The 12,612-nt window shown below is 56.5% G+C and carries 12 protein-coding genes; 4 read left to right on the top strand and 8 right to left on the bottom strand.

Going from position 1 to position 12,612, the window contains the following annotated elements:
- Position 1: 1 nt before the first annotated feature.
- The 6 genes from ACR0AZ_RS02615 to ACR0AZ_RS02590 form a co-directional block, all read right to left on the bottom strand.
- Positions 2 to 337 carry a hypothetical protein gene (locus ACR0AZ_RS02615; RefSeq protein WP_480469361.1) on the bottom strand — a complete coding sequence of 112 codons (336 nt, stop codon included), beginning with the start codon at positions 335 to 337 and terminating at the stop codon, positions 2 to 4.
- A 35-nt stretch (positions 338 to 372) separates the two neighbouring features.
- A complete protein-coding gene (locus ACR0AZ_RS02610; RefSeq protein WP_480666703.1) occupies positions 373 to 918 on the bottom strand; it encodes a sarcosine oxidase subunit gamma in 546 nt (181 codons plus the stop codon).
- Positions 911 to 3,844 carry a sarcosine oxidase subunit alpha family protein gene (locus ACR0AZ_RS02605; protein ID WP_480666702.1) on the bottom strand — a complete coding sequence of 978 codons (2,934 nt, stop codon included), beginning with the start codon at positions 3,842 to 3,844 and terminating at the stop codon, positions 911 to 913. Before ACR0AZ_RS02605 ends, ACR0AZ_RS02610 begins: the two co-directional genes overlap by 8 nt.
- Positions 3,841 to 4,104 (bottom strand): sarcosine oxidase subunit delta, encoded by a 264-nt coding sequence (locus tag ACR0AZ_RS02600; protein WP_480666701.1) that lies wholly within the window; start codon positions 4,102 to 4,104, stop codon positions 3,841 to 3,843. The genes ACR0AZ_RS02605 and ACR0AZ_RS02600 overlap by 4 nt, the downstream gene beginning before the upstream one ends.
- Before the next feature lie 55 nt (positions 4,105 to 4,159).
- A complete protein-coding gene (locus tag ACR0AZ_RS02595) occupies positions 4,160 to 5,413 on the bottom strand; it encodes a sarcosine oxidase subunit beta family protein (protein WP_480469357.1) in 1,254 nt (417 codons plus the stop codon).
- A 384-nt stretch (positions 5,414 to 5,797) separates the two neighbouring features.
- Entirely contained in the window at positions 5,798 to 7,228 is a 1,431-nt protein-coding gene (locus ACR0AZ_RS02590; protein WP_480469356.1) for a Glu/Leu/Phe/Val family dehydrogenase, read from the bottom strand.
- A 296-nt stretch (positions 7,229 to 7,524) separates the two neighbouring features.
- On the opposite strand from ACR0AZ_RS02590, the gene ACR0AZ_RS02585 reads away from it, so the two are divergent.
- Genes ACR0AZ_RS02585 through ACR0AZ_RS02575 form a run of 3 tightly spaced genes read left to right on the top strand, consistent with a single transcriptional unit; the run spans position 7,525 to position 10,424 of the window.
- On the top strand, positions 7,525 to 9,264 hold the full coding sequence (locus ACR0AZ_RS02585; protein ID WP_480469355.1) for a TadE/TadG family type IV pilus assembly protein: 1,740 nt from the start codon (positions 7,525 to 7,527) through the stop codon (positions 9,262 to 9,264).
- On the top strand, positions 9,264 to 9,794 hold the full coding sequence (locus ACR0AZ_RS02580) for a TadE/TadG family type IV pilus assembly protein (protein ID WP_480469354.1): 531 nt from the start codon (positions 9,264 to 9,266) through the stop codon (positions 9,792 to 9,794). Before ACR0AZ_RS02585 ends, ACR0AZ_RS02580 begins: the two co-directional genes overlap by 1 nt.
- Positions 9,795 to 9,797: 3 nt before the next feature.
- Positions 9,798 to 10,424, top strand: a complete 627-nt coding sequence (locus tag ACR0AZ_RS02575; RefSeq protein ID WP_480469353.1) for a TadE/TadG family type IV pilus assembly protein — start codon at positions 9,798 to 9,800, stop codon at positions 10,422 to 10,424.
- 10 nt (positions 10,425 to 10,434) lie between these two features.
- Here the strand turns inward: ACR0AZ_RS02575 and ACR0AZ_RS02570 are convergent, their stop codons facing one another.
- A complete protein-coding gene (locus ACR0AZ_RS02570; protein ID WP_480666700.1) occupies positions 10,435 to 10,905 on the bottom strand; it encodes a hypothetical protein in 471 nt (156 codons plus the stop codon).
- 159 nt (positions 10,906 to 11,064) lie between these two features.
- Here ACR0AZ_RS02570 and ACR0AZ_RS02565 point away from each other — a divergent pair, with 159 nt between their 5' ends.
- Positions 11,065 to 11,976 carry a pirin family protein gene (locus ACR0AZ_RS02565; protein WP_480469351.1) on the top strand — a complete coding sequence of 304 codons (912 nt, stop codon included), beginning with the start codon at positions 11,065 to 11,067 and terminating at the stop codon, positions 11,974 to 11,976.
- A 2-nt stretch (positions 11,977 to 11,978) separates the two neighbouring features.
- On the opposite strand, the gene ACR0AZ_RS02560 is transcribed toward ACR0AZ_RS02565, so the two are convergent.
- Positions 11,979 to 12,566, bottom strand: coding sequence for a TetR/AcrR family transcriptional regulator (locus tag ACR0AZ_RS02560; RefSeq protein WP_480469350.1), 588 nt, complete (start codon positions 12,564 to 12,566; stop codon positions 11,979 to 11,981).
- Positions 12,567 to 12,612 lie beyond the last annotated feature (46 nt).

Genomic DNA, 12,612 nt, shown 5'->3' with positions numbered 1-12,612 from the left:
ATCAGTTATTGAGATTGTTTTTTAGGGCCTGAATCTGATCCCAGTTATCCACACATTGCTGGTAAAGAATTTCACCGAAGTCTTTTTTGCGTAGATCCCGCCTCTTTTGTTCGTAAACCCACGAGGTCAGTTGGGGAATCGCAGCATTGAAATTAGACGGCCACGTCGGATTGCTGGATGCGATTGTACCCGCAACGTCGGCTTCCTTGACACGATCCAGCCGGGCCTGCTGAATCGCACGGACCACATCGGCCTGATGGCCGCAGCTTTCCTCCTTTGTTTCCTGTGCAAACGCAGGGGTCGACAGAAGCAAAATGGCGAGCAAGGGGCGAAACATCGCGCGTCTCCGGAATCAGTTGAGTTCCAAATAGACTACCCGCGCGCGGCGACGCCTTCCATCGCCCTTTTCAAATCGTGAACCAGTGTCTCGGCCATGGATCGGAAGACCATGATCTGAAACGCATTCTCACCAACGCGCGTGATCGATGCGGTCATATGAAACAGCAAGGTCCTCGCAGTGTGCCCACGCTTGAATTGTGTGCCGCGCAGATCGACTGGCACCACGCGCGCCAGTACGTCTTCGACGTCAGCGCCCTCTAATCGGACCACAACCCAGGCATCTGATTGGTCCACGATAGCTGCATTCTTGGTCAAGGTCGCGTCAGGTACAGGCCCCATCAGCATCGCATGCGCCGGGCCAAACCAGATCGCCCGCGCACCCGCTTTACCCGTCGCGCGGTTGACCGATGGGTAGGTCATCCCATGTGCTGCTTTCAGAGCTTCCGACAGCGCCTTTTTCTTTCCCATGAAAGGCGAGATCGAATGGATCGCCCCCGCTTCTTCTTCGCTGAGCGTGACCGAGCCAACAGTCAGAGGCAGCATCCCGTCGCAAGGCGTTTTGGCGATCAGCTTATCCACGGACGCGTCCTCCTTCAGGGTCAAAGAAGACCGGGTTCACCACTTCGCACAGAGTCGTAACACCGCGCAGATGATCGACCATTTTTACGATTTCCCCATACCTCTCGGGCCCGTCCGCAAGAAAGCCCAAGCCCAACATCGTCTCCAGCGTAGGAGAGTAACAGACCGAGGTCAGATATCCTTGGTCGTTTGCACGCACCGGCTCAGCCTCTTCGTTGTAAAGATGCGCTCCGGCCAGCAGTTCCCTGCTTTCACCGATCGGCTTCAAACCGACCAACCGCTCGCGACCTGGCTCTTCCAGACCGGCACGTTCAGACATGGTTTTGCCGATACAGTCTTTCTTCTGCGACACCATCCGGCCCATGCCGATGTCATAGGCAGTCGTTCGCCCGTGGATCTCGGCATGCGTGATAAAGCCCTTTTCGATCCGAAGAACGTTCAGAGCCTCCATCCCGTATAGACCGCCGTCCAGCGCCTCGGCCCGTTCCGTCAGAATGTCGAATAGGCTCGCTCCATAGCGTGCAGGCACGGCGATCTCATAGGCATGCTCGCCCGAGAACGAGATCCGGAACAAACGCCCTTGAACGCCCAGAACCGAGACCGGGCCGCAAGCCATGAATGGCCAGTTTTCATCATCGAGAGGTTCATCCAGTAGCCCGTTCAACAACTCGCGCGAATTCGGTCCGGCCACCGCGAACTGCGCCCATTGCTCGGTAACGGAAGTGAACGACACATCCAGATCGGGCCGCAGGCCCTGATGTACGAACTCCAGATGTTTCATCACCTCGCCCGCCGCTGCGGTGGTCGTGGTCATCAGGTAATGCGTCTCGCCCAGCCGCGCCGTGGTGCCGTCATCCATGACAAACCCGTCTTCGCGCAGCATCAGACCATAACGCACACGACCAACTTTCAGGGTCGAGAACATATTCGTATAGACGAAATCCAGAAACGCACCCGCATCCAGCCCCTGTATGTCGATCTTGCCGAGGGTCGACACATCGCACACCCCAACTGCCTGACGCACCATATTGACCTCACGGTCGCAGGATTGCCGCCAATTGGTTTCTCCATCTTTCGGGAAATAGCTGGGCCGATACCAAAGCCCAGCCTCGATCAGAGGAGCCTTCCGCGCCACGGTCGCCTTGTGCGAGGTTGTAAAGCGCTGCGGTTTGAACCCTGCACCTTCGGCCCCTGCGCCCAGCGCAGCGATGGCAATCGGAGAATAGGGCGGGCGGAACGTCGTGGTCCCGGTCTCGGGTATCCCGCGTCCGGTTGCATCGGCCAAAATGGCCAGCGCCGCCACGTTCGAGTTCTTGCCCTGATCCGTCGCCATGCCTTGCGTGGTGTAACGCTTCATATGCTCAACCGACCGGAAGTTTTCAGTCGCCGCTTGTTTGACGTCTTTCACTGTCACATCGTTCTGGAAATCCAGCCACGCACGCCCCTTACCGGGCACGGCCCAGAGCTGAGCGATCTCGTAAGGCGTATCCTCGGCCTGCGGCAAAGCGGTCTTGGGCACTTTGAAACCCAGATCACCAAGTAGGCTTTCAGCCGCCTCAACGCCTTCGCGCAGGCAGGCCGCAGTCGAGAACGAGCCATTGCACGCCCCCGCGGTCACCATGCCCGGCACCGCCCCCGGTGTTGGCACAAAGCCTTCAATCTCGCGCTTCCATATCGGACGACTATTCATGTGGCAGGTCAGATGTACCGAGGGGTTCCATCCTCCGGTCATCGCCAGACAATCCGTATGGATGCGATCTTCGCCACTAGCTCGTCGGACGGTGATCGATTCCAGACCTTTGCGGCCTGAACTGCCACAGACCTGCGCGCCACGCAGCACCTCATAGTCATCCGACAAGGGCGCATCGTGGCGGCTGTCGATCACGGCGGCCACATGGACACCGGCCTGTAGCAAGTCGCGCGCTGTACGATGAATGTCGTCGGTATTGCCAAAGATCGTCACGTTCTTTCCCGGGCTGACACCCCAGCGGTTCAGATAGGCCCGCACCGCTCCGGCAGTCATGATACCTGGGCGGTCATTATCGCGAAACGCCACCGGACGCTCCAACGCGCCTGCGGCCAGAACCGAGCGTTTTGCCACGATCCGCCAATAGGTCTCTAGCGGAGCGCCGTTCGAGCGGCGATCTGTGTGGTGCAGCACTTTCTCCAACGCCGCAAAGGTGCCCTGATCGTATGCCCCCGCAACAGTGGTGCGGGTCATTAGGCGCACATTATCCATGCTGCTCAGCTCGGCCAGAACCTCACCCGCCCAGTCATGACCCGGCTTGTCATCGACTTCATAGGTCTCAGCTAGCAGCCGTCCGCCCATCCGCGCATTCTCATCTGCTAAGATGACATCCGCCCCGGCGCGTGCGGCCGTCAGCGCGGCCATCAATCCGGCAGGCCCCGCACCAATGACAAGCAGATCACAGAAGGCATAGGCGCTTTCGTACTTGTCGACATTATCCTCACCAGACAAAGCACCAAGCCCCGCCGCGCGGCGGATCACGGGCTCATAGAGCTTTTCCCAAAAGCTCTTCGGCCACATGAAGGTCTTGTAATAAAACCCCGCCCCCAGAAACGGAGCCGCCAAATCGTTGACCGCCATGATATCGAAACCAAGGCTGGGCCAGCGGTTCTGGCTGCGCGCGTCGAGCCCGGGATAGATCTCCTGCATGGTGGCGCGCACATTGGGCTCTTGCGCTGCGCCCTGTCCGACTGTCATCAAGGCGTTGGGTTCCTCGCTCCCCGCCGTCAGAACACCGCGCGGGCGGTGGTACTTGAACGACCGCCCCATGAGGCGGACGCCATTGGCCAACAAGGCCGAGGCCAGCGTGTCGCCCTGAAACCCCTCATAACCGACGCCATCAAAAACAAACGGCACCGTTTGCGTACGATCAATCAGCCCCTTGCCCGCGATCCTCATGTATTCACCTCGGACGCCAATTGCGCTCCCAACATCTCATGGGTGGTCGTATCGCGGGTGACGACGATCCACGCGCCGCAGCCACCTTCGTGATACCAAAGCTCTCGGGTTGGACCCGCCGGATTGTCTCGCAAATAAACGAAATCATCCCAAGCGGCCTCACCGGCATCCGGGACCGGACGTCCCAGATCGACAGCAGCGCCGCGGTAATAGAACTCGCGACGATCCCGCTCACCGCAATACGGACATGCGATCCTCATGACCACGCCCCCTGCTTCATCTTTTCAGAAATACTCAAATCCGACATCGCCACCCTCAATGCAGATTGTGTTGAGAGCCCTTGCCCTCTTCATCAATGATCCCGCGCCCGGTGCGGAAGCGATCGAGCTGGAAACCGGTGGCGTTCTCATGATACCGATCCGTCGCGATCAGATGCGCAAATACATTGCCCGAGCCCGGAACCGCCTTGAACCCGCCGTAGTTCCAGCCGCAGTTCAGATAGAGCCCGTCGATATCCGTCCGATCAATGATCGGAGAGCCGTCGGGCGACATATCCATGATACCGCCCCAGGACCGCAGCACGCGCGCCTTACCAATCATCGGCATCAGGGCAACCCCGGCCTCCATCACACTTTCAACGGTCGGCAAATTACCCCGCGCCGCGTAAGAGGCGTAGAAATCCAGATCACCGCCAAAGACCAGCCCGCCCTTATCGGACTGGCTGATATAGAAATGCCCCATGCCAAAGGTCACGACATGATCAATGCAGGGCTTGAGCCCTTCGGTCACAAAGGCCTGCAAAACATGACTCTCTATCGGTAGCCGCATCCCGGCCATCGCCGCCACCTGTCCCGACCGGCCTGCTGCGACCATCGCCACTTTCTTCGCGCGGATCGGCCCGCGGGTGGTCTGCACGCCGCGCACAGTACCGTTTTCGATATCAACCCCGGTCACTTCGCAGTTCTGAATCAGGTCAACACCACGCTGATCCGCGCCGCGCGCATACCCCCACGCGACCGCATCATGGCGCGCCGTTCCCCCGCGCGGGTGATAGAGCGCCCCATAAAGAGGAAAGCGCAGATCGTCGAAATTCAGATAGGGCACCATTTCGCGCAACTCGTCGCGGCTCAACAGGATCGCGTCGTCGCCCTGACTGATCATCATGTTCCCACGTCGCGCCGCTGCATCGCGCTGCCCATCCGAGTGGAACAGATTGATGATCCCACGCTGAGAATGCATGACGTTGTAGTTCAGGTCTTCCTCCAGACGCTCCCACAGCTTCAGGGAATGCGAATAGAACTCGGAATTACCCTGCAGGAAATAGTTCGCCCGGACGATCGTCGTGTTTCGCCCCACATTGCCACCGCCGATATAACCTTTTTCCAGTACAGCTACATTGGTTAAGCCGTGCTCTTTGGCCAGGTAATAAGCCGTGCTAAGACCATGACCGCCGCCGCCTATGATAACGATGTCATATTCGGCCTTCGGCTCAGGGTCGCGCCAATGCGGCGTCCAACCCTTGTTGCCGGTCAACCCTTCCTTGAGAACTCTCAAGCCGGAAAAACGCATTCAGACCTCCCTGCGGTTCTGGTCGGCATCAAACCAACTCTGACCAGCAGTATCAACGCCTCCAGAGCGCGCCGCCCCCGTTTTCGACATGGACTTGTCTGTGGGCGACGAAACCTGGGCGAAATGCGATATCGGGGGCCTCTTCAATGCCGAAGCCGAAATGCAGCGGCTGCAATCTGCAGCCGTATCATATCTTAGCTGGCTGATCTTACGCCCATTGACGTCTTCCAACGTCAGCGCGCCATCACACTCGGCACCAGCGAAGGCACCCTAAATGAAACCATCAAAGGCATCGGGGTCGTTATTCAATTGTCGTGGATGTCATCCGGCAACAATAACCGGACCAACAAAGCTGGTCCGGCATATTTCTTAAGAACGCTGGGCTCAGAGCCCTTTGGCGCGATAGCTCTTCGAAACGCGGTCGATCGCAACGATATATGCGGCCGTCCGCAGATCTTCGACATCCGCGCGGCTGTGCCAAACCTCACTCATCGACTGATAGGCAATCCGCATCGTGTCATCGAGGCCCGAACGAACCAGCTCCAGCTCATCCGCACCCTTGAGGTACTTGGCTTTGAAGTCCGGCGACATCGACCATGCATCACCCAGATAGCGATCCAGCCGTTCCAATTCGCTGACAATAAGCTCATGCCGCGCTTCTTCCTGACGGCGCTGCATGCGTCCGAACCGGATATGGCTGAGGTTCTTGACCCATTCGAAATAGGATACAGTAACACCCCCGGCGTTTGCGTACATGTCAGGAATAATGACGGTGCCTTTTTTGCGCAGGATCTCGTCCGCACCTGCCGTCACGGGGCCATTCGCGGCCTCGATGATCAGCGGAGCCTTGATGCGCTCGGCATTCGTCAGGTTGATCACGCCCTCCAGAGCCGCCGGAATAAGGATATCGCAATCCTCTTCCAGAACAGCCGCACCTTCTGCGGTATGTGTTGCGTCCGGATAGTCCTTGACGCCTCCATGCTTGACGATCCACTGGCGCACCGCTTCGACATCGATGCCATCGGGATTGAACAGTGCCCCATCCCACTCGATGATGCCGATAATCCGCGCACCGTCCTCTTCGCTCAGGAACTTGGCCGCGTGATAACCCACGTTCCCCAGACCCTGCACGATCACGCGCTTGCCATCCAGTTTCCCGGACAACCCGGCTTTCTTGGCGTCTTCGGGATGACGGAAGAATTCACGCAACGCATACTGAACGCCACGACCGGTCGCTTCGACCCGCCCCGAGATGCCGCCCGCATTCAACGGTTTGCCGGTCACACAGGCCCGCGCGTTGATATCTGTAGTGTTCATCCGCGCATACTGGTCAGCCATCCAGGCCATCTCACGCTCACCCGTTCCCATATCCGGGGCAGGCACGTTCTGAGACGGGTTGATCAGGTCACGCTTGGCCAGTTCATAGGCGAAACGGCGGGTGATCTGCTCCAGCTCGTGTTCTTCATACTGACGCGGATCAATGCACAATCCGCCTTTCGAGCCGCCAAACGGTGTTTCAACCAACGCACATTTATAAGTCATCAGCGCGGCAAGCGCCTCAACCTCATCCTGGTTCACAGCCAGCGCATAACGGATTCCGCCTTTTACCGGCTCCATGTGCTCCGAATGGACCGAGCGGTATCCGGTGAAGGTCTGGATCTTACCGCGAAGGCGAACACCAAACCGCACGGTATAGGTGGCGTTACAGACCCGTATCTTTTCTTCCAAACCCGGCGGCAAATCCATCAGGGACGCGGCCCTATTGAACATCAGGTCAACACTCTCACGAAAGCTGGGTTCTTTGATGCCGGTCATATAATCCTCCGTACCGGTAACTGGCAAACGTCATGACGTTTTGTCGCATCACTGGCGCTAAGCCGCAATCGCCATCTGCACATTTTTTGATCAATTCATTAAGTCTACTTTTGAACAATTCATTAAGTCTGCGCAAATCAGAACGATCTGAGTCGCTCTCAAGCCGTCTCTGAACCAAATTGTCCACAGGGCGACAACAGAGCCACGCGCAACCGCCGGATTATCTTCGAAATGCCCGCAAACCGGCCAAAAGCAAGCCCTTTTCGCCCAATTCCCGCCACGTTTGAACACTAAAGTTGTACAGTAATTTTTTCCTTGGGGGCTTTATCGGCCTGCTCAGCGGAGTCACCAATATGAAGAAGAATCTAACTAGTTTTGGCTCTGCCAAGCCAAAGAACAAATTTACGACCCTCCGGCAATTCGCCAAAAATGAGGAGGGCGCGTTTACCCTTTTTGTAGTGTTTGTTTTCCTCGCGATGCTCGCTGCTACAGGTATTGGCGTGGACATGATGAACTATGAGCGAGACCGCGCAACGCTGCAATCGACGCTTGACCGCGCTGTTCTCGCGGCCGCGGACCTCGACCAAACCGCAGCACCGCGAGATGTGGTAGAAGCTTATCTCGACAAGGCAGGTCTTGGCGACAGGCTCAAATCTATCGATGTTACAGAGAGCTTTGGCTCGCGCACGGTGTCGGCGACTGCAGAAACAGTTGTGCGGACAAACTTCATGCGCCTTTCTGGCATTGAATCCATGATTGCGCCGGCTGCAAGCACCGCGGAAGAATCTATCGGCGCAGTCGAGATTTCCCTTATCTTGGATATTTCCGGATCGATGAGCGAACGGTCTGCTGACCCCAGTTTTTCGAAAATGGCGGTCCTAAGAGACGCTGCGTCTGACTTTGTGAACCTAATGCTGGATAAGCCAGGGCAGAACGAAATTTCGATTTCAATCATCCCCTACGCAACCCAGGTGAATGCTGGCGAAGAGCTGTTGAACAAGTTCACGAACGTCACCAATGAGCATAACTACTCCCATTGCGTGAACTTCATTCCTGAACAGTACAGCGATGCAGATTTACACCGTGGTGACACGCTCGAACGTACAGCACATTTCGATCCGTTCACTTATTCCGAGAACGGGATCAGTATACCGGTCTGTCCGGTTCGCGCGGGTAGTGCCATTACTCCCGTCACCAATAATCGGGCTAAATTGTTGAAGCATATCAGCCAATTGAGCCCGAACGGAAATACATCTATCGATATTGGCATGAAATGGGGTGTCGCCTTACTGGATCCCAGCATGCGCGACATTGTAGGAATACTAGCGACACAAACCGATCCAGATCCTCAATTTGCGCCCTTAAATATTGTTCCGACGAACTTCCGCGAACGCCCGACAAACTATAACTCGGATGTGTTGAAAATCGCTATTGTCATGACTGATGGCAAGAACACCGATCAATACATGTTGAACCCCTCGCTTCGCCAAGGATATTCGGATGTCTGGTACAATCCGGATTCTGGGAACCTTACCAACTGGGGCCGGAGTAACACCGTCGAAGGCGACTACACCATCTATCATTCTCAGGGTAAACCAAACTTCTTTTGGCCTCAGCGCAACGAATGGGCGGATCACCCCTATGGCACACCCGACCCTGAGACCGCGGCCAATGAAGAGCCCGGCGAGGCAGTGCGTCTAACCTACCCAGAACTCTTCAATCGCGTTTCGCTGGCTTGGAACGCCCGGTATAACTACTACTGGCAATCCAGCGCGTGGGCCGAGTGGTACAGCAAGGCTTTCTCGAAGGTGGAAACCTCTGCAAAAAACCAGCGCACAAAACACATCTGTAACTCTGCCAAGGACCAAGGAATCGTCGTTTATGGCATCGCATTCGAAGCTCCGCGCAGTGGTTACAAATTGCTGCAGGATTGCGCGAGCTCGGATAGCCACGTGTACAATGTAAAAGGGTTGGACCTCGAAGACGCGTTCGCATCGATCGCCTCGTCAATCCGCAAACTGAGACTGACACAATGATGGGTAAATTGGCTTCTCTTGCACGGCGCTTTCGCCGTTCGGAAAATGGTACGGCGACGATCGAGTTCGTATTGATATTTCCCGCTTTCATGTTCTTCATCTTGTCGGCTGTGGAACTGGCACTTGTCACGATGCATCAATCTATGCTTGAAAGAGCGGTCGACTTGACCGTTCGTGACATTCGACTGGGAACGGGAACCATAAGAGAGCATGATGACATCAAGGATGTTATCTGTGATCGCGCCCATTTCATCAAAAACTGCTCGGTGAATCTGCGCCTTGAGATGATCCAGCAAAGCGCATTTGAGGGCATCGTCCTCGACGCGCAACCGGATTGCACGGACAATTCCGAAGAGATCAGGCCAGTAAGAAACTTCGTCAATGGCCAATCGAACGAGTTGATGATCTTACGAGCCTGTGCGCGGATTGATCCGGTTTTTCCAACCTCTGCGATTGGCAAAAAGATACCGGATGGGACGGGGCAATACTCTCTGACGGCCACCACCGCATTTGTTCAGGAGCCGATCTAAGTCATGAAACAGATAAAGAAACTCCTAAAGAGCTTTAGGCTTTTCAAGCGGAATGAAGTGGGGACAATGACAGTTGATGCTGTCCTGATTTTCCCAATGCTGCTCTGGACTGCCACGGCCACTTACACTTGGTTTGAGGGATTTCGCCAAAGCGCATCCAACTTGAAGGCCGCCTACACGATCGGCGACCTCATCTCGCGCGAAACCGAGACCATCAACGATACTTATATTAACTCGCTTTACGAATTGATGATACGCATGGTGAACAATGGATCACCAATGTCTATGCGTGTTTCCCTGCTGGTCTTTGATGAGGACGATGATCGCCACTACGTACAGTGGTCGACTGCGCGCGGTTACAGTTGGATATGGACGGACGACAATGTCGAAGACATACGCGCAGCGCTACCTCCGATGCCAAACCGAGACACTTTGATCCTGGTCGAGACCTCGAATGAATATGTGCCAATCTTTAACGAAATCCTGGTGAAAGATATTTCTTTCGATAATTTCATATTCACTCGTCCGCGTTTCACAAATGAAATCTCGGCCGACTTCAGAACCCTGATTATTGACCTTGAAGATGTCGGTAACGACATTGATGACGCGCAAGAGGGTAGCGGAGCATGAGCAGAGCGGGTTAACCCTGCTCTACTAGCATCGCTGTCAGCATCTCTGACATGAACTTGGTTTCGGCGGCGGCTGTCATGCCGCCGATGCCGACGCGGCGGCCCAGGCGCCACCAGAGACCGGGGGCCCAGGCGTTTGCCCCCGAGTTGCGGGTTTTGATCAGAAAACCGTTCGATGGTTTGAAGGCAAAGACGCCACGGTCGACCGCTTCGATCTCATTCAGATTGCATATCACCTGCCCTGATCCCGTTCGCAGTGATGATCGGGTCAGTTCGATTGTATCTGCGGTTGCAACCCACATGCGGCGAGACAGCCAGAATGAAGCTGATCCGACCAAAAGCAGGAATACCTGCCAGCCCAGTTGAGGCGGCGTGGCCAGTGCGACATAGATCACCAGCGCTCCTACCGTGGTCAGCATCCCTACCCCCATCCAGCGGCGCGGGGCCGAGGCCGCGACCGTGGCCAGCACGTCTTCTTGCATGTGTCTCTCCTGCGTTCTTGCCTGCTTTAGCCGCTTTGAAGGGCAAAGGACAGTGCTCCGTCTTGGGTCTGAGCACCCCTGCACAGAGCGCGTGTATCTGCGCGAATTGATTGCACAGGCCCCCGGCTTAGATTGCGTCCAGTTATGATGGAGGCTTCGATGTCACTCAGACCTACTGTGGAAACCCGCAAGGCCGTGCCGACGATGGAAGGCGCAGGCGTTAAACTGCACCGGGCGTTTGGATTTCAGGATCCGTCGGAGCTGGACCCGTTTCTGCTGTTTGACGATTTCCGGAACGAACACCCTCGGGACTACATGGCCGGTTTCCCGTGGCATCCACATCGCGGGATCGAGACGATCACCTATGTTTTGTCAGGAACCGTCGATCACAGTGACTCGCTGGGCAACAGCGGAACGCTGGGGGCGGGTGACGTGCAATGGATGACCGCCGGATCGGGCATTCTGCATCAGGAGATGCCGAAAGGCGCGGCCAGCGGTCAGATGCACGGGTTCCAGTTGTGGGGCAATCTGCCATCGGATCAGAAGATGACCGCGCCGCGCTATCAGGATGTTCAAAGCCGCGATATTCCCGAAATCACTGACGATGATGGCACCATTGTGCGCGTGATCGTGGGCGAGTTCTGGGGGCGCACCGGCCCGGTCGACGGGATCGCAGCCGATCCGCAATATCTGGACGTCAGCATACCGGCAGGTGTGAGGAAGACCTTTCGCATCGACACGTATCGCCGTGCCTTCGCCTATGTGTTCGAAGGTGAGGCCGCTTTTGCCGATGCGTCGCAACCGACTGGTGTATTGCTGGAAAAGGAGATCGCGGGGCAAGAGGTCAATATCCGCGATATGTCCGGGGACAGAACACTCATCCGCTTCGGCTCAGGCGATGAGGTGACAGTTCAGGCCGGTCCCAATGGCGTGCGGTTTCTGCTGATCTCGGGGGCTCCGATCAACGAACCCGTGGCGTGGCACGGTCCGATTGTCATGAACACTCAGGCTGAGTTGCAGCAGGCGTTTCGAGAGCTGCGCAACGGCACCTTCATCCGCCCGGCCCACTAGGGTCAGGCGGACACGGCCTTGCGCACCATGTCCCAATAGACCTGTTCGACCTCATCCAGAGACAACCGCCCGCCGCTGCGATACCAGGTGATCACACCGTTCAACATGGCAATGACCGCCAAGGTGGCGATCTTGGTATCGCTGACGGCAAACTGCCCGGTCTGATGTCCACGCTGCAAGATGCTCTCGAGTGAATCCTCGTACTGGCGACGCAAAGATTCGATCTCGGAGAAGTTACCAGGCGTCAGGTTGCGAAGTTCCATATAGGCGATGAAAACCTCATCCGGGCGCTCCAGATGGAAACGGATGTGGAAGCCTACGAACTGGCGCAGCGCATCCTGTGGATCGTCGAACCGGGTGAGATCGTCATAGGCAGACAGCAGGTCCTGCATATGCTCTCGCATCAGGCGATAAAGCAGGCTTTGCTTGTCTGGCGTGTAGTTGTAGAGCGCGCCGGCCTGCACGCCAACCTCACCCGCGATCTGCCGCATGGACACGGCAGCATAACCATGACGGGCAAACAGGCCCAACGCTGCCTTGCGAATGCGGGGACCGGTGATGTCAGAATGTGAACCTTGCGTGCGCGCCATGGCAATACAGTATCTGAACATTTGTTCAGATAGAAGCCCGCTTGAA

This window comes from Ruegeria sp. BE3 (assembly GCF_056538865.1).
Note: the sequence above shows the minus strand (reverse complement) of the source record. Positions and strands in the feature narration are given on the sequence as shown.

Coding starts and splice junctions, on each gene's coding strand:
- ACR0AZ_RS02615 (WP_480469361.1), bottom strand. CDS start 337: ATGTTTCGCCCCTTGCTCGCCATTTTGCTTCTGTCGACCCCTGCGTTT.
- ACR0AZ_RS02605 (WP_480666702.1), bottom strand. CDS start 3,844: ATGAGGATCGCGGGCAAGGGGCTGATTGATCGTACGCAAACGGTGCCG.
- ACR0AZ_RS02600 (WP_480666701.1), bottom strand. CDS start 4,104: ATGAGGATCGCATGTCCGTATTGCGGTGAGCGGGATCGTCGCGAGTTC.
- ACR0AZ_RS02595 (WP_480469357.1), bottom strand. CDS start 5,413: ATGCGTTTTTCCGGCTTGAGAGTTCTCAAGGAAGGGTTGACCGGCAAC.
- ACR0AZ_RS02590 (WP_480469356.1), bottom strand. CDS start 7,228: ATGACCGGCATCAAAGAACCCAGCTTTCGTGAGAGTGTTGACCTGATG.
- ACR0AZ_RS02580 (WP_480469354.1), top strand. CDS start 9,264: ATGGGTAAATTGGCTTCTCTTGCACGGCGCTTTCGCCGTTCGGAAAAT.
- ACR0AZ_RS02575 (WP_480469353.1), top strand. CDS start 9,798: ATGAAACAGATAAAGAAACTCCTAAAGAGCTTTAGGCTTTTCAAGCGG.
- ACR0AZ_RS02570 (WP_480666700.1), bottom strand. CDS start 10,905: ATGCAAGAAGACGTGCTGGCCACGGTCGCGGCCTCGGCCCCGCGCCGC.
- ACR0AZ_RS02565 (WP_480469351.1), top strand. CDS start 11,065: ATGTCACTCAGACCTACTGTGGAAACCCGCAAGGCCGTGCCGACGATG.
- ACR0AZ_RS02560 (WP_480469350.1), bottom strand. CDS start 12,566: ATGGCGCGCACGCAAGGTTCACATTCTGACATCACCGGTCCCCGCATT.